Annotated in this window: 21 protein-coding genes; 9 read left to right on the forward strand and 12 right to left on the reverse strand. The window is 32.5% G+C overall.

What is annotated here, in order from left to right; genetic code table 11:
- Window positions 1-167: 167 nt before the first annotated feature.
- Genes AAHN03_RS07295 through AAHN03_RS07305 form a run of 3 tightly spaced genes read right to left on the reverse strand, consistent with a single transcriptional unit; the run spans window position 168 to window position 4507 of the window.
- Window positions 168-3488, reverse strand: coding sequence for a PD-(D/E)XK nuclease family protein (locus AAHN03_RS07295; protein ID WP_342278642.1), 3321 nt, complete (start codon window positions 3486-3488; stop codon window positions 168-170).
- 12 nt (window positions 3489-3500) lie between these two features.
- Window positions 3501-3917, reverse strand: a complete 417-nt coding sequence (locus AAHN03_RS07300) for a DedA family protein (protein ID WP_342278643.1) — start codon at window positions 3915-3917, stop codon at window positions 3501-3503.
- Window positions 3917-4507, reverse strand: coding sequence for a hypothetical protein (locus AAHN03_RS07305; RefSeq protein ID WP_342278644.1), 591 nt, complete (start codon window positions 4505-4507; stop codon window positions 3917-3919). Before AAHN03_RS07305 ends, AAHN03_RS07300 begins: the two co-directional genes overlap by 1 nt.
- A gap of 153 nt (window positions 4508-4660) precedes the next feature.
- Here AAHN03_RS07305 and AAHN03_RS07310 point away from each other — a divergent pair, with 153 nt between their 5' ends.
- The 4 genes from AAHN03_RS07310 (at window position 4661) to AAHN03_RS07325 (ending at window position 11732) form a co-directional block, all read left to right on the forward strand.
- On the forward strand, window positions 4661-5938 hold the full coding sequence (locus AAHN03_RS07310; RefSeq protein ID WP_342278645.1) for an MFS transporter: 1278 nt from the start codon (window positions 4661-4663) through the stop codon (window positions 5936-5938).
- A gap of 94 nt (window positions 5939-6032) precedes the next feature.
- On the forward strand, window positions 6033-8678 hold the full coding sequence (gene polA / locus AAHN03_RS07315) for a DNA polymerase I (RefSeq protein ID WP_342278646.1): 2646 nt from the start codon (window positions 6033-6035) through the stop codon (window positions 8676-8678).
- Window positions 8679-8963: 285 nt separating this feature from the next.
- Window positions 8964-10571: an IS1634 family transposase gene (locus AAHN03_RS07320; protein WP_342278647.1), complete on the forward strand. Its 1608-nt coding sequence runs from the start codon at window positions 8964-8966 to the stop codon at window positions 10569-10571.
- 99 nt (window positions 10572-10670) lie between these two features.
- The gene (locus tag AAHN03_RS07325; RefSeq protein WP_342278648.1) at window positions 10671-11732 is read left to right on the forward strand and encodes an IS110 family transposase; all 1062 of its coding nucleotides are present in this window, start codon (window positions 10671-10673) and stop codon (window positions 11730-11732) included.
- A gap of 407 nt (window positions 11733-12139) precedes the next feature.
- Here AAHN03_RS07325 and AAHN03_RS07330 read toward each other — a convergent pair whose 3' ends face one another.
- From AAHN03_RS07330 to AAHN03_RS07350, 5 genes are all read right to left on the reverse strand, one after another.
- Entirely contained in the window at window positions 12140-12679 is a 540-nt protein-coding gene (locus tag AAHN03_RS07330) for a DUF4410 domain-containing protein (protein ID WP_342278649.1), read from the reverse strand.
- Window positions 12680-12796: 117 nt separating this feature from the next.
- A complete protein-coding gene (locus AAHN03_RS07335; protein WP_375331027.1) occupies window positions 12797-14500 on the reverse strand; it encodes a peptidoglycan D,D-transpeptidase FtsI family protein in 1704 nt (567 codons plus the stop codon).
- A gap of 302 nt (window positions 14501-14802) precedes the next feature.
- On the reverse strand, window positions 14803-15216 hold the full coding sequence (locus AAHN03_RS07340) for a hypothetical protein (protein WP_341761203.1): 414 nt from the start codon (window positions 15214-15216) through the stop codon (window positions 14803-14805).
- A complete protein-coding gene (rsmH, locus tag AAHN03_RS07345) occupies window positions 15206-16156 on the reverse strand; it encodes a 16S rRNA (cytosine(1402)-N(4))-methyltransferase RsmH (RefSeq protein WP_342278650.1) in 951 nt (316 codons plus the stop codon). Before rsmH ends, AAHN03_RS07340 begins: the two co-directional genes overlap by 11 nt.
- Window positions 16153-16614: a division/cell wall cluster transcriptional repressor MraZ gene (locus AAHN03_RS07350; protein WP_342278651.1), complete on the reverse strand. Its 462-nt coding sequence runs from the start codon at window positions 16612-16614 to the stop codon at window positions 16153-16155. Before AAHN03_RS07350 ends, rsmH begins: the two co-directional genes overlap by 4 nt.
- A 356-nt stretch (window positions 16615-16970) precedes the next feature.
- Between AAHN03_RS07350 and AAHN03_RS07355 the strand changes: the two genes are divergently transcribed.
- From AAHN03_RS07355 to AAHN03_RS07370, 4 genes are all read left to right on the forward strand, one after another.
- A complete protein-coding gene (locus AAHN03_RS07355) occupies window positions 16971-17423 on the forward strand; it encodes a hypothetical protein (RefSeq protein WP_342278652.1) in 453 nt (150 codons plus the stop codon).
- A 75-nt stretch (window positions 17424-17498) separates the two neighbouring features.
- Complete coding sequence (locus AAHN03_RS07360; RefSeq protein ID WP_342278653.1) at window positions 17499-18689, forward strand: fatty acid desaturase; 1191 nt, start codon at window positions 17499-17501, stop codon at window positions 18687-18689.
- Between the two features lie 293 nt (window positions 18690-18982).
- Window positions 18983-19222, forward strand: a complete 240-nt coding sequence (locus tag AAHN03_RS07365; protein ID WP_342278654.1) for an exodeoxyribonuclease VII small subunit — start codon at window positions 18983-18985, stop codon at window positions 19220-19222.
- A gap of 23 nt (window positions 19223-19245) precedes the next feature.
- Entirely contained in the window at window positions 19246-19902 is a 657-nt protein-coding gene (locus AAHN03_RS07370; RefSeq protein ID WP_342278655.1) for a 2OG-Fe(II) oxygenase, read from the forward strand.
- Window positions 19903-20290: 388 nt separating this feature from the next.
- Here AAHN03_RS07370 and AAHN03_RS07375 read toward each other — a convergent pair whose 3' ends face one another.
- The 4 genes from AAHN03_RS07375 to AAHN03_RS07390 form a co-directional block, all read right to left on the reverse strand.
- Entirely contained in the window at window positions 20291-20500 is a 210-nt protein-coding gene (locus AAHN03_RS07375; RefSeq protein ID WP_342278656.1) for a hypothetical protein, read from the reverse strand.
- Window positions 20501-20540: 40 nt separating this feature from the next.
- Complete coding sequence (locus AAHN03_RS07380; protein WP_342278361.1) at window positions 20541-22211, reverse strand: IS1634 family transposase; 1671 nt, start codon at window positions 22209-22211, stop codon at window positions 20541-20543.
- Window positions 22212-22573: 362 nt separating this feature from the next.
- Window positions 22574-22873 (reverse strand): hypothetical protein, encoded by a 300-nt coding sequence (locus AAHN03_RS07385; RefSeq protein WP_341762345.1) that lies wholly within the window; start codon window positions 22871-22873, stop codon window positions 22574-22576.
- Window positions 22874-22894: 21 nt separating this feature from the next.
- Complete coding sequence (locus tag AAHN03_RS07390; RefSeq protein ID WP_342278657.1) at window positions 22895-23266, reverse strand: hypothetical protein; 372 nt, start codon at window positions 23264-23266, stop codon at window positions 22895-22897.
- A gap of 705 nt (window positions 23267-23971) precedes the next feature.
- Between AAHN03_RS07390 and AAHN03_RS07395 the strand changes: the two genes are divergently transcribed.
- A complete protein-coding gene (locus tag AAHN03_RS07395; protein WP_341761540.1) occupies window positions 23972-24133 on the forward strand; it encodes a hypothetical protein in 162 nt (53 codons plus the stop codon).
- The last annotated feature ends 131 nt before the right edge of the window (window positions 24134-24264 follow it).

Raw genomic sequence — 24264 nt, forward strand, 5'->3', positions numbered from 1 at the left:
TGTCCACAACTGTTGAAAGTTAAAAAATCGTCATCGCGATGAGCTTTGTAAGCCCTAAACCGTCATTGCGAGCGAACGTATGTGAGCGTGGCAATCCATGAAGCTCTTGTCATATAGATTGCTTCGTCGACCTACGGTCTCCTCGCAATGACGCCGGGCTATTTTCTTCATAAATCTCTCCTTGCCAAATGTGCATAGTCGTCATACTTTAGTAAATCAATATCATATGGAAAGTTTTTATTCGTTACATAATATTCTAGTACTCGCATCATCCCCTGTTTATGACGCTCTAAGTCTTCTTTCGTTAAGTCTATTTCCAAAGTTTGGATTATTGGTTTCGAGCTAGAAATTTTTACATAAGTAACCTGTTTAACGCTATGAACTTTTATAGCAAAACCACCTTCCTGTAACATTAAACCTCCAATGATTAGCTGCGGAGATAATCCGGCTTCTACATCTTTTTTACTCGGTAAGCTACCAGTCTTATAATCGATAATGACAGCTGCCCCAAGCTCATCTACCTCAATTCTATCAGCAACTCCAATTATTGTTAATTCTTGCCCTCCAATATTTAACGAAATTTCTCCTCTACATTCTGAGTAAATATATTGGAAATCACTTCTGCGTTTTTCATCAAACTCAATAAAAGACTCAGCAATAGGAATAAATTTTATTTGCCAAATCTTTTGTGTATAGGTTGGTAGAATAGTATTCTGTAAAACATTATTACTAATCTCCAATATTAATCCAATTTTGTTATTTTCTAACTTATCATAATTTTTAGAATATTGTTCTAAGACCTTATGAACAAAACTACCAAATTCAGATATTTTAGGCTCCTGCCCTATCATATCCTTGCTTCTCAAATTCAAAATCTTCTTAGCATAGAAACTATAAGGATTCCGTACTAACATTTCTATATCAGTAACTGATATCACTTCAGGAAAAATTGGACTATATACATAACCACTATGATTATGGCTAACCCAATTAGTATTTTTGACGTCATTGCGGGGAGGCACGAAGCCATAATTGTTGAAAGTTAAAAAACCGTCATTGCTAAGCACTGTTGTAAGGCTTAAATCGTCATTGCGAGCGAACGTACGTGAGCGTGGCAATCCATGAAGCTTGTCATATGGATTGCTTCGTCGACCTACGGTCTCCTCGCTAATAGACGATTTTTTAACTTTCAACAGTTGTGGAGCGAAGCCCGAACGAAGCAATCCATTTCTATTCACTTCCCTAGATTGCTTCGTCGCTACTAAAGTAGCTCCTCGCAATGACGAACTAATGTTAGTCGGATTAGCTATAATTGACTCAACCATATTAACATTAGATATCTTTTGAAACTCTACTTCTGCTGGTAATTTGTACGTCGTTCCGGTACTCAAATCCTCACGTACGCTTAAGTACGCTGCGGTTTTGCGTTCCGTGACTCCTTCAAATTCCTCAGCACAAGCGAGTTTCGAAAGATATCTATTATTTGGTACATCCACTAAGTCACTTTCTGATAAATATGTTAAATAATTTTCTGAAATCAAACTTTTCTGTAAAATAAATTGCAATTTTAGTAATAAATTTGATGGTAATAAACCTGATTTACCATCTTGTCTTTTTGCTCTAGTAATTATCACTTGAGCATTATGCAGAAATAAATAGAAATAATATTGATGTATGGTAGATCCAGTAGCAATATGTAATTTTTTAAGCGTCTGCTCATTAATCCACTGATTTACAGCTGATGACGAAGCTAAGCTCCCTTGATTAAAGTCGGATAAAATTACTAGGTCAAATTTAAGTAACATTAAATCTTCAGCTTTACCAATAATTATATTTTTAGAATAATTATTATGTGCAAAATACTTACAACTAAACATTAAAGATTTAAGTAACTCTGGAAAGCATTTTTTATTACTTAATGTTAGATCACAATTATCTTTGATTAAGCTAGATAAAAAAGTTGATAGTTCAGTAGCTGGCTGCTCATACCAAATATTTGGATAAAGTTTTTCAGCAATCTTAATCGAGGATTTTAATATTTTAACAAAACTACTACCACTATTTGTATAAAGTAAGTCTATTAGTTTCTTACACCACTTTATTAATGCATCATCATTGGTTTTTTCTACTAAAGACAGCATCTGACTAGGCTGCCGTATGAAACGGTTCTTACCGCTCATTAATAGTTCTAATTTTGGTACTAATTTACAATTAATAAAAGGATTCTTTAATAGTAAGAATAACTTTTTTATATCAAAATCATTACATAATATTTCACTAACAGAAATTATTAGAGAACTAACTAGCGTTTTTGTTAAATTATCACCTAGTAAATCTTGAAATTCTAAGGAATATTTGGTCAAAAAATTACAGTAAAAACTTTTGCTTGTTTGATTATTAACAATAATAGCTATCTTCTTATCACTATACTGTTTGCAGATCAGGCTTATTTGTTCTGCTTCTTGAAAAATATCCTCAAGCTCAAAATATTTTATGCAATCTATAGACTCGCTAGTTTTTAAATCTTTATAGTCAATTGATGAGAATTTTGTAACGTCGTCTTCAATCACTCGCCTATTATCTATAGGCTTCGCTCCATCGTACCTGCTATCTAATTCTCCTGAATTGACTATATCCTCAAAAATTATCTGATCTAGAATAGAATGATGTTGTTGCTCATTACCTAAAGGCTGAAAATCTGATAAATCTTTATTTAGAGTTGTCAGTAATTTTTTTAGGCTATATAAACAATCTTCTTCATGCTTATCATATTCTAATAGAGGTCTATTACTAATAGGCGGTAAAATTATAAAACCACACGGCGAATTAGCAATATTCTTTAAGAAATTCCATGATATAAGATTGTGACCTATGATGCCCGCTACTATTAAATTGGTATCAGCTCTTTTCAACCTTGCTATCTCTGCTTCCATCATAGTTATTTGATAATTTACACGATCTAGCAATCCGAACAATTCTATCTGTTTTTTCCATTGATGATGGGTATATTTAAGAAATTCATAAATAACATTCCAATGTTTTGATGGATTCATTTTTTCTATTTCATTTACAGAATCTATCGATAAATTATTACAAGCTAGCTGATAAAATAACTCAGCTATTGTTGAACAAAACTGTAAAGATTGTGTTATACTGAATTGTAGCTTAGGGTAATTATGGATGATTTCTGCTAATATAATTCTCTCTTGCAAAAACGTTATAGGCTCTAGCGTTATAGGTTCTAGATTTTCTGATGTAATACCAAATATTTCCTCACCTTCAGCCATAATATTGGAAAAAGGGATAATATTCGGTAAAATCGCAATATTTTGCTTCTTAATCAAAATATTTTGTAAATTTAAACAAGCAAAGCCACTCGGCAATATAATTTTAAGATTACTAATAGATTCTTTAGCAAAATTATCTAGAATAAAATCAGCTACTATATCCAAAAACGATGAAGACGGGTTGACTCTATAAAGGTTCATTAAATTCCCTAATTATATCATACAAATATAATAACATAACTTGACAACACCACTAATAGCTAAAACTCTTAAAAATCTTGTTTTAGTAAAACCGGCAATTAAAGGAATAAACTTGCCCCATAACGGTATTATCGTAAACCAAAGTATAAATATGTTATATTTTAAAAAAAATTGGGAAAATGATTGGTGGTTAGTATGAACCTGTTCATTTTTAGAATAATAAAAAATTTTCAATAATATCAAACCAAAGAAATAATTTATACTAGTAGCAAATAATGAAGCAATGGTGGCGACAGTAACTATTATTAAATTATTATAAACACCAAATATCCTCATAGAGTGAACGATTAATTCACTATCTAAACTTACAACTAAATTACCTACTAAACTATCAATAAATAATAACGAATATGCCTCAAACTGATCCATCACTCAAACTGGTTACAAACCACACCTTCAGATATAGCAGGTACTTCTCCTAATAATTGAGACCCCTCATCTTCTATTATAGGATGAGTAGCTATGAAATTGTTTAAACTCTCTATTCCTTTCTTAATTTTTTCATAATTGTCTTTATGTTCTTGATTTGGTGAATTATGAAATTTTTCAACTAACTTATCTATTTCTACAACCTCTTTAAAAGACTTAATGAGAGAAAAACCATTATTTTTTTTCTCATTGCAAAAATAATTTATATACTCTTCTACTTTCTCAGGTAACCTTAATATGAAGTCTGAAAATTTTTGCAACTGCAGGTTAGTAATTGCTGTAAAAACTTGTCCAATAAAATGAGGTGTTATTTCTTTTTCAAACAACTCACTTTGACTTGTTTTTAATACTTTAATAACGTCATTAGATGTGATAACTATTTTATAATCTTTATCAGTTTCATTTAATTGAGATTGTACAACTGACTTATCTTTATTCAAATCTTCATCCTTAAAAAATTCTTTATATCGAGCAAGCCAAGACCCAAAAGCTGTTTTCTTAAATGTATCAAAATATCTTCTTAATTGCATAAAACCCCTTAATTAAAGCATATCACCTTATAATATTATCTTAATCTCGATATAACAGCAATTATAAATTCAAAAATAATAAATTTGACAAAATATTATCGATACTATAATTTGCTACCTTAAAATACAATATATTATAATTTAAATTTTCCTGTGGACAAAGCTTTATCCTTAAAAAAACCACTTTTACTATGGTCTCTTGCTACCCTGTTTTTTGCTTTTCAATTTATATTAAGACTCTCAACTGGAATTCTTAGAGAAGAAATTATACAAAAATTTGCCATTGATACCATAGCATTTGGTACGTTTGCTGGATATTATTATCTAGGTTATGCAGGAATGCAATTACCAATCGGCATAATGCTAGATAAATTTAATTTTAGGATTGTCACATTCTTATCTATCTTAGTTACCTCTCTTGGTACTCTAACTTTTGTTGCTAGCACTGATTTTAATTACTTACTCATTGGTAGATTTATGATTGGAGCTGGTTCTGCTGTAGGTTTTTTATCAGTAGCTAAGATTACTAGAAGCTCCTTCCCGGCTAAATACCATTCCTTAATGCTTGGATTCTCCTTTACCTTTGGCTTACTTGGAGCAGTATTTGGCATTACTCCAATGAAGCTATTATTTACACATTTTGGTTATGACGTAACTTTTAATAGTCTAGCTCTAGTTGGATTTATCATTGGACTAATGATTTTATTAGTAAAAACCGATGATATAAGAAGTAATTCTAATACTAGCGACTCCAAATCTTCAATATTGAAGCTCTTATTAAATCCTACTATTTTATTTATTGGAGTTTGTGGTGGTCTAATGGTAGGAGCATTAGAAGGTTTTGCTAATGTATGGGCTATTCCATTCTTCAAACAAGTTTATCAAATGAATGATATGGAAAGTAACTTGGTTACCTCATTCGTTTATATAGGTATGTGTTTTGGTGGTCCAATACTTGCACTTATTGCTAATTTATCAAAATCATCTAATTTTATAATAATAATGACTGGATTGCTAACGGTAGCAATTTTTACTATTCTATTATATTGTCCTTCATTAAATTTCTTTATTAGTAGTTCTCTAATGTTTTTATTAGGAGTTTTTTGTTGTTATCAAGTTCTAATTTTTACTGTTGTAGGTAACCTTGTTACAGATAAATCTGCTGGACTTGCTATTGCGATAGTCAATTGCATTAATATGTCATTCGGACATTTTTTTCATAAAATTATGAGTAATTTAATATCTTACAACTGGGATGGTCTACTAAGTGAATCAGCTGTACCTATTTATAGTCGCTTTGATTTTATTATGGCAATTTCTATAGTTCCAATTTGTTGCCTTATTGGAATCACCGGCTTTTACTACTTGTCCAAAAAGTCAAAAACTCAAATATCAATCAATAGGCTTGTGGAAAAGACTGTTTCAGCTTAAATAGTAATATTTTATAAAATATTACTATTTAAGCTTAGTGCAAATTATAATTGTTGTATACTACATAAACATAACCATTTGTCCTAATAACAAAATGACCAACGAAACAATTAACAAAAATACTTTATTAATAATTGATGGTTATGGATTTGTCTTTAGAGCATACCATGTTCAACCACCATTAACTTCTCCGAGTGGCTTAGCTGTTGGAGCATTGTATGGTTTTACCTCCATGTTGTTAAAGCTATTGAACGATTTTAAGCCAAAGCATGCTGTCATTATTCTTGATTCTGGTGGGAAGAATTTTCGTCACCAAATTTATGAGCAATATAAAGCAAATAGACCTCCTACACCAAAGGACTTGAATGATCAATTACCACTTATCCGTCTAGCAGCAAGTAGCCTAAATTTTCCAATAATTGAAAAAGCTGGTTGTGAGGCAGATGATATAATTGCCACTCTAGCCAATAAAGCAACTGCATTACAAGAAAATACTATTATTATCTCTTCTGATAAAGATTTAATGCAATTAATTAATTCGCATACTAAAATGTATGACCCTATAAAAGCAAAATACATATCTGAAGATGACGTGATAGAGAAATTTGGTGTAGGATCAAGTAAGCTCAGGGAAGTAATGGCTTTGATCGGTGATAAGTCAGATAATATACCAGGTGTTCCAAGCATTGGTCCTAAAACTGCTGCAACACTTATAAAACAGTTTGGTTCGTTAGCAGAACTTTTAAAGTCTCTCGATCAAATCAGTAACGATCGTCAAAGGGAAATCATTAACTCCTCAAAGGATCTAGCATTAATTTCCTGGCAACTAGTTGGTTTAGATTATAATGTTAATATAGACTTGGATTTTAGTTTATTGCAATATAGACCACCTGATAATAGACAAATCTCTGACTTTCTAGCAGAATATGGTTTTAAATCTCTAAACAAACGAGTGGAAAATTTATTCCAAATACAAATTACCAATGAATCTTTGCCTATTAAGCAAGTCATAGTTCAGGAGATATCTTCTAAACAACAGCTTGACTCTGTGACGATTAAAGCTGAAGATCATGGGGTTGTTAGTATTTATCTATCAGATCATCTAGGACAAAATCCTTCTATAATTTTATCGATTGATGATAAGTGCTACAACATTAAGTTTATAGCTAGAACCCCTAGCCATATGTCTGATTTACTTTCTGATGATTTTCGCCAAAACTATCTGCATCAATGGTTTATGCCTGATATTCTCAAATTGCTAAAAAATAAGTCTATTAAGAAAATCACTTATAAACTAAAATTATTATTAAAATTCTTTGTCGATAGTGAAATATACTCATGCGAAGATCTAGAACTAATGCAATATCTGATATCTGCTGGCAAACCTCAAAAAGACCCGTTTGATTCGGTGGAAAAGGATAATTTAGAAGCCATGGCAGAAATAATTACTGGCTTTAGTACTGATTATCAAAAACTATTGTTAGAGTTAAAGGATAATCATGCCTTAGCACTATATAGAGAAATTGATTTACCTTTATGTTATATAATAGATAAAATGGAGAAAGCTGGGATTAAAATCGATTCACAGTATCTTAAACAGCTATCAAATGAATTTGGTAATGAAATTACTAAATTAGAGCAGGAAATTTTTACCATTACTGATACAAAGTTTAACATTGCTTCGCCAAAGCAACTGGGAGAAATTTTGTTTGAGAAAATGCAACTACCCTTTGGTAAATTATCATCAAAAGCTAAGTCTTATTCTACTAGTGCAGAAATACTTGAAAAAATTAGCGAGAGTGGTTTTGCTATTGCCGATTTATTATTAAAATGGCGTCATTTAACTAAATTAAAAAATACTTATACGGATAGCTTACCCCTGCAAGTAAATCCAATAACTAATAGGGTACATACCACATTTTTGCAAACTTCAACTAGCACTGGTAGGCTTAGTTCTCAAGATCCGAACTTACAGAATGTGCCAATTCGCTCGAAAGAAGGCAACAGAATCAGAGCAGCTTTTATTGCAGAATATGGGCATAAATTAATTTCAGCTGACTATTCACAAATTGAACTCCGAATCTTAAGTAACATGGCAGATATACCCTCCTTAAAGCAAGCTTTTGTTAATGGTGAGGATATACATAGTAAAACGGCTTGTAATATATTTAAAATTACCGAAAAAGATTTAACACCAAAACATAGGCGTAAAGCAAAAGCCATAAATTTTGGTATTATTTATGGTATCAGTAGCTTTGGACTAGCAAAACAGTTAAATATTAGCTCTGCACAAGCAGCAGAATACATAAAAAAATATTTTGAAGAATACCCGGAAATTCAAAAATATATGGAATATATAAAAAACTATGCCAAGGAACATGGTTATGTCCTAAACCTATTCGGGCGGAAATGTTTTATTCCCTTAATCCATGATAAAAAACACTTCCTACAGCAATTTGCCGAAAGGGCAGCAATCAACGCTCCAATTCAAGGAACTAGTGCAGACATCATAAAAGTGGCAATGATTGATCTTGACCGTAAGATACGGGAATTAAAATTAAGAACCAAACTAATTCTACAAATCCATGACGAGTTACTTTTTGAGTCTCCTATTGATGAAATAGAAATAGCCACTCACCTAATCAAAACCACTATGGAGAACTCACCCAAATTAGCCATTCCACTTATTGTTGAAACCAAGGTAGGAGATGATTGGCTAAATACACATATCTTCAACTAACTGCACAAACTGTTTTAACAATTGTTAAAACAATTTGTGAATTTGAAGGAGACTAAGGAAACACAAGAAATACGAAAGGTCAAGTAGTCTAGGATGAATCCTAGACTACTCTTTTTTGTCCTATTTCTTCTTTTTCTTAGCAGCCTCACACCTTATCTTCGAGAGGGAGAAGTGTTTGAAGAGGTAGGAAAGTAAGGTTTATAAGGATTTTGCTATAAGATTTGTAGTCATGTAAATGATATTTTTTATTTGACAATGCTGGAATTTAGAGATATAATCTCTTTCATGTATATTACAACTGTTCCAAATAGAAATTCTCGTCCTGCAATATTGCTTCGTACCTCTTATCGCGAAGACGGGAAAGTATTAAATAAAACCCTAGCTAACTTAACTAACTGGGATGATTTACGCATTGAGGCTTTTAAGAAGATGCTGAAAGGTGAATTTGATGGTTTAGATGGTGTTCCTGAGGTTGGTGAAAGTTTTGGGACTATTTTTCTACTAAAAAGAATTGCTGATGAAATTGGTATTACTAAGGCTCTTGGTACTAGAAGCAAAGAAGCTTTATTGAGTCTATTTTTGGTTTTAGCACGCTTTGCTCACCAAGGGTCTAGACTTTCCAGCGTGAAATGGGCGAAATCGCATGCGATATCTGATGTATTATCTGTCGATTCATTTGATGAAACCCATTTATATCAGGCTCTAGAATGGTTAGAAGAGAACCAAGAAAAGATCGAATTAAAATTATTTAAAACTTATCAAAAGAAAAATAACAAGCCGCCTGTTATGCTTTTATATGACGTCACTTCCAGCTATTTCGAAGGAACAGAGAATGAACTTGCGGAATATGGGTACAATCGGGATAAAAAGAAGGGTAAAAAGCAAATAGTGATTGGTCTATTAACTGATGATCATGGCGAACCTTTGGCTGTTAGAGTTTTTAAGGGTAATAGTGCTGATCCTTCTACCATTTATGAGCAGATTGAACTAGTAAAATCTAATTTTGGTATTAAGAATATAGTCTTTGTTGGTGATAAAGGAATGATTAAGGGGACAGGCAAAGAAGCCCTGACCAAAGAAGGGTGGGACTATATTACAACCTTAAGTAAAGTTGATATTGAAAGCTTAGAGAAAAGCGGAGTTTTGCAATATAGTTTTTTTGAAGAACAGCTATGCGAAGTAACCAGTAATGGTAAAAGATATATTTTAAGGAAAAATGGTTCTATAGCCCGAAAAGTTGAGTTTGATAGGAATACCCGAGTTGAAAAATTGGTTGCAAAGATTGAAGAGCGTAATATATATGTATCAACCCATAAGAAAGCAAAGCCAGAACTTGGTTTAAATAATATTCAAAAAATTGCCAAAGAATGGCGGATAGATAAATTTATCAACCTAAAATTAGATGGCAACCAAATAGTGGTTGAAATTGATCAAGATAAGAAAAAAGAGTTGTTTGCTCTTGATGGTTGTTATGCGATTGAAACACAGATTGAAATTAAACTGATGAGTAAAGAATTGGTTGATAAAGCTTACCATAATTTACATGAAGTAGAATCGAATTTTAGCAGTATGAAGACAGGATTACTCGAAGTAAGACCGATCTTTTTAAGGAAAAGCAACAGAACGAAGGGACATGTATTTGTTTGTATGTTGGCATTAAAAATATGGCACTATATGAAAAATAAGTTGAAACAAGGTTGCGGCGTAACCAAGGATGGTAAATATAATGTGACCATTGAGGAAGCATTAAGAGAGCTAGATAAAGTATGTTTTTTATATTACACAATCAAGGGTTGCAAAGTTATAAGATTACCAAAATTAAGCGAGTTTCAACAAAATTTATTCAATTTATTTGATTTAACGATGCCCCAAATGACAAAATCTGCAAAATGATAAAATAATGGTATGGACCTCCTGATATACAGAATGAAAAGCAGTTGCTAATCTTCTAAAGTTAATATTAAATATTAAAATAACAATCAGGAGGCTAAGATGGAAGTTACCACAATTGGTATAGATATTGCAAAAAGAATTTTCCAAATTCATGGTGTAGATAAAAATGGTAAGACGGTATTAAAGAAAAAATTAATGAGAGATCAAGTTTTAACATTTATGGCTAATTTACCAAAATGTTTGGTAGGGATGGAAGCTTGCGGCGGAGCTAGTTACTGGGCAAGAGAAATAACTAAATTGGGGCATATAGTAAAACTAATGGCTCCACAATTTGTCAAACCGTATGTTAAAACTAATAAAAACGATCAAGCTGATGCTGAAGCTATATGTGAAGCGGTGACAAGACCTAATATGAGGTTTGTACCAATTAAAACTGTAGAACAACAAGATATTTTGTCAATTCATCTGGTAAGAGAGAGATTGGTAAAAAGCCGTACGGCACTTGCGAATGAAATTAGAGGATTATTACATGAATTTGGTTTTATTATTCCTCAAGGGATCAATAAGGTTGTAACAAAATTAACTGAGATTTTAGATGAAGGAAATTTGAGTCAGCTAGGTTACCAAACATTTAGTGAACTGAAAGAGGAATTTTTAGATAATGACAAAAAAATAAAAGAGATAGAAAAAAGATTAAAAATAATAGCTAGCAACTTAACTCAATATCAACGATTAACAGCTATACTTGGTCTTGGTTTAATTACTGCTACTGCTTTAATAGCATCAATAGGTAATGCTACAAGTTTTGAGAATGGTAGGCAATTATCGGCATGGCTTGGATTAGTGCCAAGGCAGCATTCCAGTGGAGGGAAAGATAAGTTGCTTGGAATTAGCAAGCGAGGTGATGTTTACTTGCGTACTCTATTGATCCAAGGAGCTAGAGCTGTACTAAATGCCAAGATAAGATTTACATCGGAAGAACAAAAATCTAAAAAAGATTTTAGCAAATTTACGCAGTGGATGTTTAATTTATCTGAGCGAAATGGACATAATAAAACAGTAGTTGCTGTAGCTAATAAACTGGCAAGAGTGGTGTTTGCAGTACTAAGGTCAGGGGATGATTATGTAGAGAGTAAAGTTTGTAGCACAGAGCTATTATAATTAACATAAAATAAAATAAATAGTGGTTTATTAATTAATAGGTAAACAAAGAATATGTAAGAGATTCCAACCCGGAATATGCGTGAGATAATAATATTGATGGTAAATAAGACAAACCTTAGCTTACAAAAAAACTGATGACTACAATGGCTCTTTGAAGCCGATAAAATGATAAGTATATAGTAAATTTGTAAGCCAGCGAATTCCATCAGGGCTGTAGGATAAATTACACATAATTTATTAACTATAAGCCGGATACATGTATGCATTTGCATTTTTGCTATTAGATGTTATTTTTTTCTTGCATTTTACAGGAGGTTCATACATGTAGTCAGTAACGAGAATTTAATTCTACACTCCACTCGTCGTATAATACTCACGTTCTATAGCATAATTTCTGCTCATATTTATCTCGAAGATGAGTCACACTCACAAGCGATGTTAAAAGCAACAGAATTCATATGTGATTTAACATCTTGAGAACCAGCGATTACCCCTCCTAGTGCCCAACTCATTTTATTAGCATCTATGCTACCTAACAATTTTTTTGTCTCGTTATCTTTTATATTAATTTTTGCGTTAAAGTAAGAGCTACCAGCACCAAAACCAATTAGTGTACGCATAACAGCATTACCCTCAGAATACTTAGTTATTTTCCCATCAATAAGTATAGCCCTATCTGTAGAGTCAACATTCCGTTGAACTTTGTCGAATAATTTTTTAGATTTAATTGAACTTGCTATCATATCGGCAAATCTCTTACCTTCTGATATAACATGTGGATCATTAGAAGATTTGCTAGTACCATCCTTAAAATCATTAATAATTATGTAATCATAATTACTAAAATCCACCCGACTCTCTGATGGTTGTGCGTTACGTATACTTGATGTACTACCACAAGATGATAGCATTATTGTTAAAATTAAAAAGATAATATTTTTCATAATTCCTAAATATATATTTAATATATAAAGTATATACTAACAAGAGACATTTAGCAAAGGAAAAATATTATCAGTTGGAATATGGTTTAGATAGTTGATACTACTGTAGAAACAATATCACAACCCTTCCCCTTTTTCAACCGGCTCTATTCCATATAGTGATACCATTCGCTCAAGGACTCTTCCAACAGTAGGAGCTGCAGTCCAGCCAGCAGTAGCAAAGCCAAAGGATTCTTTTGTTCCTTTTGGTTCATCAAACATTATAAAAATAATATATTGGGGATCAATGGCTGGTAATAAACCTAAAAATGATGACATTCTGCTATTCTTAAGATATTTTTTCTTGCCATGCCCATCTGAAGTTAATTTTTCAGCAGTACCAGTTTTACCACCGACAAGATATCCTTTAACATCGGCTCTACGTCCTGTCCCTTCTTTTACCACCAAACGAAATAACTCACTCATTTGTTTAGAGGTTTTCTCACTAAAAACACGCGTGCCAACAAGACGCTCATCGTGCCTTTTGATTAGAGTCAGATCATATAATATCCCTCCATTTACTATTGGCAATACTGCTTGCATAAAGTGTAAAGGGCTAATTGAAATGCCATAACCATAGGCCATAACAGCAGTAGTAAGATCACTCCACCTCTTGTCAGATGGAAACAAAGGAGTACCTCTCTCTGGTAACTCAATTTTAAGCTGATCTAGTAAACCTAATTTCTTTAAATAGTTTTTAAAATCATTCTTCCCAACTTCAAGCATAATTTGGCTAACACCAATATTTGATGAATGCAAGAAAATTTCTGGAACACTGTGCCATCCTTGCCTTGGATGATAATCTTTTATATTAAATCCCCCTACCTTCATATAACTAATATCATAAGCATCGTTCATTGCTATAGAATCAGTATCAAAAGCTACGGCCATAGTCAAAGTTTTAAATACAGACCCCATCTCATAAATACCAAGACTTGCCATATTAAACAGTTCTTCTGGCTTTGCTCTACTAGGATAATGTGGATTAAAATCCGGCTTACTAACAATAGCTAAAATCTCACCATTATTAGGGTTGACAATTATTCCCACCGCTCCTATTGCACTAAACTCCTTTAATGTCCTATCTATTTCTTCACTTAGGATATTTTGTAATCTTACGTCTATAGATAGTTCAAGAGGTTTTTTAAGTTGATCCGGCTGTATAAAGTCAGAATTAGTTAGAAACTTATCATAGGTTCTTTCTAATCCAGCAAGACCAACCAAATCCCTACCCACATATCCTATAATATGTGACAATAAATTGGAAAAAGTATAGATTCTTTTTTGTTCTTGTTCAAAACTAAAACCTGGCATTCCCAAATTTGATATCGCTTCTTGCTCTTTTGGCAATAAATCCCTTTTGATCCATACAAAACTTTTATTACTTTGTAGCTCTGCAAGTAACTTCATTTTATCAATCTCAGGCAATATCTTGGATAATCTTTCTAAACATTGCGAAGGATTAATTACTTTCTGTGGATTGACAAACAATGAGGAGGAAGGTAAATTTACTGCTAATAAGTTACCATTACGATCTACTATCTCTTTCCTAAAGTCACTATTTTTTACTTGATATTCTGGCTTAATATAGCCATTGGTCGCAACAATTATTAAGCGATATGATAGACCACAAAAAAACATAGCAAAACAACAGCTGACTATTAATAATCTGATTTTGGTATTGTTAGCACCTACATCCCATAAAATAATACTACCAAAATTTTTCTTCATCTTAGTTAGAGTATTTTTTAGAAATACCAATAAAAATATATCGTTACCCATCTACATACTGCTGCTAATGGCTTATTAGTATGTTATTCTGCGAAAGTAGCGTATCTATAATACTGAATAGTCTTTCAAGGTATTTTTTTAGATCCCACACCGAATCAGGATATACTGCTCGTAAATGAAGAGTTGGTAGACGAAGATCAAAATCATGAAGTGCTAGGAGTCGAAGGGTCGAGGAGCGGAGCGTACATTTAGTACGTGAGCACCGAAGATACCTAAAGACGACAACGCAATTCTTGATTTTCATCGAGTATAACATCTTTTTTTCCATGTAAGTACCATACTAATGTTGATTTTCATCGAATATATTCTGTTTTTTTAGTTGAAACAGTTTGTATGTATTTATTATTAGCAATTGTTTTATAACGCCATTTAGTGTTGGTTTTACTAGAATACGAGCCACTTACTTCATTAGCCTTTGCATATTTTTTACTCTCATTAAGTGCTAAAGGGTCACTAATCATTTGCTTAACCTTAATAGTATCTAATTGTAAATAAAGTGATGATAATTTTCTTAGTCTAGCTGGAGAAATAAGGTATGATTGTTCGACTTTTAACACGTGAATCATGTTTTTCTCATCAGTTAGTTGTTTTGAAACTTCCCCAAGCTGATAATGCAAACTAATGACCTTATCTTTGACTCTAAATAAACCATAAATAGAAAGAATTATAGTACCTACAACTATATAACTAAATACTCTAACTACCATATACATTACCTGTTTTCTGTCCAGCCCTCAATTTTGCAGACCTTGCTCTTGGATTAAGTGCAACTTCTTTAGGCGATGGACATAATGGTTTTTTTGTAAGAATTTTAAGCCATTCTTTAGAACTTTCTTCAGGCGAAATCTTTACACTGTATTTAGACCTAGCAACTACCTTAGCAGAATTTGCTTTTAAAAAATTCTTAACAATTCGATCTTCTAATGAATGAAATGAAACAATTACTAGCCGACCATTTGGTGCTAAAATATTCTTGCAATTATCTAAAAATCTTGCTAATTGACCTAGTTCATCATTGATATGAATACGAATTGCTTGAAAAGTCTTAGTAGCAGAATCAATTTTACCTTTTCTAAAACCTATACTACTACGAACAATATGGGCAAATTTTGCTGTATTGGTAATAGGCTCTAATAACCTGTGTTCTATAATCTTTTTAGCGATTCTTCGAGAATAAGATTCATCACCATATTTATAAATTACATCTGCTATTTCTTGTTCATCAGCCTCATTTATAAAATCTGCAGCACTATATCCCGTATTGCTCATCCTCATATCAAGTGGACCATCATGGGTAAATGAAAAACCCCTATCTCTAGAATCAAGTTGCATAGAAGAAACCCCTAAATCCATAACTATCCCATCAAATTTCAACGAACCTAATTTTGAAAAACTTTCAGCAAAACCTGTCTGAATAAAGCTCACTCTGCTAGGATAATCGTTTACCAATTGATTAGCATAAGTTCTAACATTTGGATCACAATCAATTGCTACTAACTGACAATTACAAGAATCTAATATCATCCTGCTATAACCACCAAAACCAAAAGTGCAATCTAAATAACTTCCTCCATCTTTAGGACATAAGACTTCTTTAACTTCATTCAACATAACCGGCGTATGAGATGATGCGAACTCTTGTATCATACTACTATATCCTTAATGTTTTTCAGTGTTAAACGGTTACTTTGAGCAATTTGCCGAGCTGAAGAAAGATACGTTTCAAAATTTTGTGGCTGCCAAATTTCAAAGACCAATCCCTTCCCTACAAAGCAAGCTTGATCTGATATATCAGCGTGATCTATTAAAGATTTAGGTAGAATCACCCTCCCCTCACTATCAAAGCTAAGCTGGATAGCTTCACCAAGAATGATTGTTTCGAAAGCATCTCGCTCCTCAGAATAGGGATCTAAGGTTTGGATTATTTGACTTAGCTCCTCAAGCCTCTTCAAACTACAGCCTTCAATGCACTTATTTCTAAAAGAAGGATAGGCAATAATCCCATTAAACGACTGACTAGACAAAGTTAATCTATAGCTGGCAGGTATCGAAACCCGACCTTTCTTATCAATATTGTTTATATATTTTGATAAAAAAATATTCATTTACCCTTTACCTTTCAATAATTACCACATGGGGTATCAGATCCCAGCCTACGCTGGGATGACAGCAAAATTGCTTAAATATTATCCCATAATTAAGTTATAACTAATTTTTGGTTATAATTGGGATAATTTGGGATTATATGGAATTTTTAGGATATTGTACTATAATTATAGAGTCAAGAAGGTTTTAAACAGTTGATAAACAAATTATAAATTTTTATCTATTGTGACTTATTTGACGTATATATGTGATTCAAAGAATTAATAAAAAAATATTAAAAAAAAATGGATACGAGTATTAGTGCAGAGAAAAACTTTACTATAATTATATTATACTAAAACTTAATGAGCATTTTATGATTACACTACTTGCTTCAATAACGGGCTTTATTAGCTCAATTATTCCGGAGATTTTAAAAATTCTAAAGGATCAAAATGATAAAAAACATGCACTTAATCTTTTAGATCGACAAATTGAAATCAATAAACTAGGACATACAAAGCTACTAACAGAACTTGATGCTTCAAAAGACATTGCTGAAAATAATACTTTATATTCAACATATAAATCAGGCGTTAATTGGGTTGACGCGTTGAATGGGTCAGTTAGCCCTGTCCTTGCCTATAGTTTTTTTATTATGTATGCCTACATCAAATATGTACAATATAGAACCATACAGAGTACGGCGATCCTCGTAGAATATCTTGATGTTTTATGGAATATAGACGATCAGGCTATTTTTGCCGGTATTATTAGTTTCTATTTCGGACAACGGATGTTTAACAAATTATGGAAACGTAAAATGTAATATTGCAATATGTTGCAATATGTTATATTGTAGCTATGGAGTTAAGAACATTTAATTTATTTAAAGATTAGATATATGCTAAAAAGAATTTCGTGGCTTACTTTTTTTGTGCTTATCATATACCCAATTTTACTTGCATTTTTGGTTATAAAATATCACATTAACCACAAGATAGGTATATTCGAAATAGGTTTGCTGATAGCCGGTTATTATGGTTCTAATATTACTGTTGGTGTTGGTTTGCATAGGCTTTGGTCACATCATGCCTTTAAAACAAATACAGCGGTGGAGTTTATTCTTGTTATAATGTCAGCTGCTACTTTACAAGGACCAGCCTTGTCTTGGACCTCAAATCATTATAAGCACCATAGTTATACTGATAAAGATCAAGATCCGCATAGCCCATTAAAGTTTGACAATAAAATCTTGGGATTTTTATGGTCACATATTGGATGGATGATCATTGATGGAAGTTATAAGTCAATTGACCGGATTACTATGGTTAAACTTGGTAAAAATAAATTGCTAAGATGGCAATTAAAATATTATTGGCAAATTGCTGCGTTTATGAATATTGTATTTCCAGCATTAATAGGTTACTTAATAGGTGGTACTATCAATTCTGCATATGCTGGTTTCCTGTTTATTGGTATGGGGAGAGCATTGCAACAACAGGCAACTTTTTGTGTCAATTCTCTATGCCATTTCGTTGGTAGTAAACAATATTATAAAGGTACTGCAGGAGATATTTGGTGGATGGCTTTGTTCTTATTAGGTGAAAACTGGCATAATTTCCACCATGCCTTCCCATCAGATTATCGCAATGGTGCTAAGTGGTATCATTTTGATGTCCATAAATGGATAATATACGTAATGAGCAAACTTGGACTAGCTTGGAATTTAGAAGTTACTTCCAAAATCAGAATACAAGCCAAGATAAATGAGACTAGTAAATACCTAATAGAGGGACGCAAACAACAATTAAATTTACTGCAAGATAAAATTAATCAACTGGTAGAACATGTGTATGTAAAGCTTAATGAGCTTGAGAATTCTTCTATATCTATTAAAGCTCAATTAAAAAAATCTTTTATGGAAATTCAGGAATCACTGAAGAAGCTTGCTGAACAACTACATTCATCAATTCAGTTAACTGAAAAGTCATCAGAAAGATTACTAAAAATTGCTAGTAAAAAAATTAAAGATCGAGAAATGGCAATTTATAGATTATATAACGAGCTAGATAGAAAGTATATTAGGAACTAATATATATACTCAAATGATTCGGAGAATGGGGACAACAAACAAGAGGTGAGCAGGAGTACCGCTAGAATCTTGGATAATGACGACGCAATTCTTGATTTTCTATTCTAGAGTATATAAAAAATTATAGCAATTTTGGGTATCCAGCCTTCAACATATGGATTAAAATTTACAGACGAAGCAGCCATTCATTTTGGAAATACGATAAAAATACTTAAGGGTACTTATGCTGCACAATTAGGCAAGGCTGAGGACATACTTCGCAGCATAAGTAAATTTGAAAGAGGTAAATTATTATGCTAGACTTAAAATCTATTGAAAATATGAGCTTTGAAGCTGCCTTAGCTGAACTAAAAGAAATTGTAAAAAAAATTGATACGGGAGAGGAAAGTTTAGATTCATCAATTAATAGTTTTGAAAGAGGAGTCTTACTAAAAGATCACTGTGAAAAGAAACTACAAGCCGCTCGCTTAAAGATTGAAAAAATCACTAAGCTGCCAGATTTAACCATCGCTATAGAAAAGGTAGAGTCCTAATTTAAAAACAAATTAATAATTTTATGTCTTTTGCATTACTAAATTTCGATGAATTGGAATCAGCTCTAGTATCTAATTCTCCTTATACTTATATGGTTGCTAAAAATGTAATTAATATAGATAAAAAAGATATCATTTCTATCGATTATCCCCAAATAAAAAGTGCTGGTTTTTTTCCTCTTGAAAGTATAAAGTATGAGGGAGTTTTTAAAAATTTAATCCAAGAATTGCAAGCTCCTAAACTTGCTGATATCTTGACTAAAAAACTAAAGATTGAGCTTAAAGATAAGCCTTTTATGATAACTATAAGGAGGTGGTCAACAAAATCTGATGGCAGAATCCATAATGACAGTAAATCTAAAATTGTTACGGCTTTATTATATTTAAATGACAATTGGTTACAAGGTAAGGATGGAGGGAGTTTTCGGGTATTAAAGGATAAAAAAACTTTTGAAAGTGCAGCAGCTATTATTCCTCCGGAATTTGGTTCTTTTGTAGTATTTGTTCGCTCTGAGAATTCGTGGCATGGTCATATGCCGTTTGAAGGGGAGAGGCGAGTCATTCAAATAACTTGGCTTAATAGTATAGAAAATATTGAGCGTAAGAATAAAAGAGGAAAATTAACATTGTTTTTAAAAAATATATTTAGTCGTTCTGTAAATGTTGGTATCACTAACTGATAAGGTTTATTGGACATTAAATGCTACAGGGCAATTTAAAAATTACAGCCATTAGTTGTTATAGATGTAAGTTTAACCACCACCGATGTCATCCTTGCGAAGGCAGGAACATCACCACAACTGTTGAAAGTTAAAAACCCGTCATTGCGATGAGCTTTGCAAGCCCTAAACCGTCTATTAGCGAGCGAACAGCGTGGGAATCCATGAAGCTTGTCATATAGATATCTATTATATCATACTTTTAACTTACAATTGCTTCGTCGACCTACGGTCTCCTCGCTAATAGACGATTTTTTAACTTTCAACAGTTGTGCTACGATCCCTGAAGACGACAACGCAATTCTTGATTTTCATCGAGTATATTAAAGCCAGTTCGATATAAGAATTATTAATTCTTATCCTGAATTGGGGTAGTTATCAATAAAGGTACAGTCTCTAATATCTTTACCTTATCTTCTAGTTCTACTAATCCACCTATTACTTCACCCAATTTTGCATCAAACTCATCTATTTCATCTTGTAAAAATTTAATGTGTTTTTCTATACTATCTTCCCGACTTCCGCATTTTTTAATAAGGCATAAGCTTAGAAGGGTCATAGTGCTGGGATTTTTAAAATTTAGGCACAACATTATTTTGTTATTTTAAATATATTGCAGCATGGTCTGAACGTTTGATGTTAAAGGTTTTATAGATTTTTCTAGCTTCGTTTTTTATTGCACTTGGTAGTCTATAAAGATCACCAGTCTTTGTATGTCTTAAGATTGAATCCTGTACTGATATTAATAATTCAACGATGTTAGTTACACTGATCTTTTGGGTCAGAGCAACCTTGTATTCTATAGTTTTAAGCACTGCAAAACTCATATAACACACAGCTATGTGTGCTTCTATCCTTTGTTTAGTCCAGTGAAAAATTGGACGCATTTGTAAATTATGTTTATTGATTCTAAATTGCTCTTCAATTACCCATAATCTAGCATATTTTGCTATTGCTTCATGTGGAGTTATAGTCTGGTCATTGGTGATTACCCCATGTATGCCATCCCACAACGCATCCTGCTCTATCTTCTCTGCGTCAATATAGCTCTTGCCATTTTCACTAGAAGTATATTTTTTTACTCCACTATTAGATATAAGTTTTTTAGTACTACCAAACTCACCAATAGTCTTATTAATTTTATCTAAAATTTTTTGTCGCTCCTGTGCATCATTAATAGCCCTTTTAGATTTATAACTGGTAATTAGACGTTTACCATCATGCTCTAGATCGGCAATCCAAGTAAGATCATTGCCTATAACAGTAGGCTTATAGTTTTCCTCTGATAATATTTCTTCTTTCTTTTCTTTCTTGAGTGTTTTAAGCTTTGCTGCCACAATATAACGATAACCACCTTCATCGAGAGCTTGCAAGTTAGCTTTACTAAACATTGCACGATCAGCAATAAAACAGACATCTTTAACTTTAAGATACGCTTGCCAGCTGTTAATTGATTTAATTAAGGTGCTAACTTCTGCGGTATTACCACTAAACAGCTCATAGCCAAGTGGTAATCCATCCTCATTAGTTGCTAGGGCAAGAACTAGTTGGGTAGTATTAAAGCGATGATCTTTACTATAGCCAAAGGCTCTTAGCTCATCTATTTCTACTGATTCAAAGTATAGTGTAGTAACATCAAAAAATACTAGGCTAATCTCTTTATTAGGAATCAGGGTTAGGGTGTTTTTAAAGCATAATTCTTTAATTTTAGGTATTTGCTCATGTAATTTGTCCATCATCCGATAAGTAGCATCTAGATCATGATGCCTGTCAAATTGATCGCTTAAATACTCAACTATCCCTTTTTTACTATTTGGTCTTACCATACGGGCTAACACTAAATCCTTCAGCATCCCAGCGTCACGTTTCCTTGCTAGTAACTGGTTAAAATGCATTTGATCATAAACATGCCCCCCTATTTGATGCACTCCTTCAACAACTCGCTTGACTTCTACAACCTCATTTAGTTTTACTTCGTTAACAGGTAGAATATCTTTTAGCAGCTTGTTAGTTGGACGACCTCTTTTAACCTCGTTAGTATCATCAGTAAACAAATTCCCCTGCCCAGTTGCAGCTTCTCTCTCAGCTTTAATCTTGGCAATCAAATATTGTGCTAGGGCAACTAATTTAGCTTCTTCTACTTCATCTACGAAGACTCCTAAATGACGTACTATACGCTGTTTGACGTTACCTTTACTATCACGATAACCTTCCACTATTTGAATAGATTGCCTTGGACTATTAGGAGTTTTTTTACGACGTATGTACATATTAGGGCTATAAAATATGGGGCTATATTTAATTAATTAAATAATAAACAACATCGCAGTTAAAGTCAATAATAAAATATCTACTAGGCACAACAGAACGAGAGTACCACTTCACCTCCTTACTAATGCCACTTATAACAACTAATATCAAAAAATCTGCGGAAGTCAGGGGAATCCATGAAGCTTGTCATATAGATATCTATTATATCATACTTTTAACTTACAATTGCTTCGTCGACCTACGGTCTCCTCGCTAATAGACGATTTTTTAACTTTCAACAGTTGTGCTACGATCCCTGAAGACGACAACGCAATTCTTGATTTTCATCGAGTATATTAAAGCCAGTTCGATATAAGAATTATTAATTCTTATCCTGAATTGGGGTAGTTATCAATAAAGGTACAGTCTCTAATATCTTTACCTTATCTTCTAGTTCTACTAATCCACCTATTACTTCACCCAATTTTGCATCAAACTCATCTATTTCATCTTGTAAAAATTTAATGTGTTTTTCTATACTATCTTTATCTATACCATCAATGCTATGATGCAATCTCTCTTTTTCATTGTTAAGTATTAGTACTAAATCTTCTAGCCTTTGTTGATATCTCTTCAAAGTCTCTGATTCAGTTTGATATAGATAATTTGCTGTAATCTGCATCTTAATATAATTGCCTTCATCTTATTTGTGCAAGACTGTTTTTACTGTTTCTTCCAGTATCTTCTGTAATGCATTATTCTCTTTGAGTGTGCTAATTCTCCTAAACTCATCAAGTAACATTTTTACGCCCATTTCTACTTCATCTAAATGAATGGTCATGTGCAAAATATGCTGTTCTTTCTTGGTAGTTAGAGTGGTTATCTCTTTTAATTCTTTATGTAACAAAATTACTTCTTCTTTGGCTGTAATGAAACTATTCGAGAAATCCTGACTCATAAGCCAAATATTGGTACATGCCAGCCTAATACTATATAACCACTTAATACAAATTACTATCAATAGCATTTCAATAATGATTAAAATACTTGAAGAAATTGCTAATAGTTGAATCATTTCATTCCTCCTTTTATTGCCTTCCACGAGATAAGCTATACATTCGAATGCTCGATTGGTATACTCAAATGCTTTGGAGAATGGAGACACAAACAAGGGATGAACAAACGCAAGCAGTACGTGAGTACGCGAATTACCCGATAGTATTTGCAAGAACCAATTCTTCAAAGCAGAAGAGCATATTCAAGTATACTTTTTTGATTGTTTATTACTTAGTAATGCCACTTTTACCTCTAATGTCTTTATACTTTCTCTTTGCTGTAATAAAATTTTTATCTTTTTTATTATTGTTATTTTATCCTACTATTCTTGGATATAACATTTTCTTGGTCTAATTTTATGGGTACATAGGAATTCTCTTTAATTTTAGAGCTGTATATTTTTATATGATACAATAGATATTATGATGTGTAAAGTGCTTTTAATAAAAAAATTTGTGAGAATATTAAGTTTATTGAGAATTTTGCTAGTTCGCCACCATAGTACCCTTCTAGCAGAGATAATTTTTGGAATTCATTGGAAGATATAGTATTGTATAGTAAACTTTGTTCTAAAAACCAAAAATCTTTTTACTCGATAATCAAGTTTTTCCTTAACCGTCATTGCGAGGAGGCCCGGCAACGAGCCGACGTGGCAATCTCGTAAAGTAATACTTCAAAAGATTGCCACGTCGTCGCTTTCGCGACTCATCTTCGAGACGAAAAAGTGCTTGAAACGTCTAAAGAATCAGGTTCGCAGTGGTTTTGGCATGAAGTTTGTAGTCATGTAAACATCACTTTTCTACTTGACATACTAAAAATTAGTCAACATAATGCTTCTTATGTGTATTACCATTGTTTTGTTTCAAATAAAAACTCTTGTCATTAAAGTACACTTTTATCAGTATTTCTTTATTATAAAATTCCACAGGTGAAAAAATGTAGTCAGTAACGAGAATTTAATTCTACACTCCACTCGTCGCATAATACTCACGTTCTATAGCATAATTTCTGCTCATA

Source organism: Candidatus Tisiphia endosymbiont of Myopa tessellatipennis (assembly GCF_964031105.1).
Classification (GTDB): domain Bacteria; phylum Pseudomonadota; class Alphaproteobacteria; order Rickettsiales; family Rickettsiaceae; genus Tisiphia.

What these genes read in the sequence shown, in the direction of transcription:
- polA (WP_342278646.1), top strand. Translation starts at nt 6,033, where the DNA reads ATGACCAACGAAACAATTAACAAAAATACTTTATTAATAATTGATGGT.
- rsmH (WP_342278650.1), bottom strand. Translation starts at nt 16,156, where the DNA reads ATGATACAAGAGTTCGCATCATCTCATACGCCGGTTATGTTGAATGAA.
- AAHN03_RS07385 (WP_341762345.1), bottom strand. Translation starts at nt 22,873, where the DNA reads ATGCAGATTACAGCAAATTATCTATATCAAACTGAATCAGAGACTTTG.
- AAHN03_RS07330 (WP_342278649.1), bottom strand. Translation starts at nt 12,679, where the DNA reads ATGAAAAATATTATCTTTTTAATTTTAACAATAATGCTATCATCTTGT.
- AAHN03_RS07390 (WP_342278657.1), bottom strand. Translation starts at nt 23,266, where the DNA reads ATGATTCAACTATTAGCAATTTCTTCAAGTATTTTAATCATTATTGAA.
- AAHN03_RS07360 (WP_342278653.1), top strand. Translation starts at nt 17,499, where the DNA reads ATGCTAAAAAGAATTTCGTGGCTTACTTTTTTTGTGCTTATCATATAC.
- AAHN03_RS07305 (WP_342278644.1), bottom strand. Translation starts at nt 4,507, where the DNA reads ATGCAATTAAGAAGATATTTTGATACATTTAAGAAAACAGCTTTTGGG.
- AAHN03_RS07370 (WP_342278655.1), top strand. Translation starts at nt 19,246, where the DNA reads ATGTCTTTTGCATTACTAAATTTCGATGAATTGGAATCAGCTCTAGTA.
- AAHN03_RS07295 (WP_342278642.1), bottom strand. Translation starts at nt 3,488, where the DNA reads ATGAACCTTTATAGAGTCAACCCGTCTTCATCGTTTTTGGATATAGTA.
- AAHN03_RS07350 (WP_342278651.1), bottom strand. Translation starts at nt 16,614, where the DNA reads ATGAATATTTTTTTATCAAAATATATAAACAATATTGATAAGAAAGGT.
- AAHN03_RS07340 (WP_341761203.1), bottom strand. Translation starts at nt 15,216, where the DNA reads ATGGTAGTTAGAGTATTTAGTTATATAGTTGTAGGTACTATAATTCTT.
- AAHN03_RS07320 (WP_342278647.1), top strand. Translation starts at nt 8,964, where the DNA reads ATGTATATTACAACTGTTCCAAATAGAAATTCTCGTCCTGCAATATTG.
- AAHN03_RS07335 (WP_375331027.1), bottom strand. Translation starts at nt 14,500, where the DNA reads ATGGGTAACGATATATTTTTATTGGTATTTCTAAAAAATACTCTAACT.
- AAHN03_RS07355 (WP_342278652.1), top strand. Translation starts at nt 16,971, where the DNA reads ATGATTACACTACTTGCTTCAATAACGGGCTTTATTAGCTCAATTATT.
- AAHN03_RS07300 (WP_342278643.1), bottom strand. Translation starts at nt 3,917, where the DNA reads ATGGATCAGTTTGAGGCATATTCGTTATTATTTATTGATAGTTTAGTA.
- AAHN03_RS07365 (WP_342278654.1), top strand. Translation starts at nt 18,983, where the DNA reads ATGCTAGACTTAAAATCTATTGAAAATATGAGCTTTGAAGCTGCCTTA.
- AAHN03_RS07375 (WP_342278656.1), bottom strand. Translation starts at nt 20,500, where the DNA reads ATGACCCTTCTAAGCTTATGCCTTATTAAAAAATGCGGAAGTCGGGAA.
- AAHN03_RS07325 (WP_342278648.1), top strand. Translation starts at nt 10,671, where the DNA reads ATGGAAGTTACCACAATTGGTATAGATATTGCAAAAAGAATTTTCCAA.
- AAHN03_RS07380 (WP_342278361.1), bottom strand. Translation starts at nt 22,211, where the DNA reads ATGTACATACGTCGTAAAAAAACTCCTAATAGTCCAAGGCAATCTATT.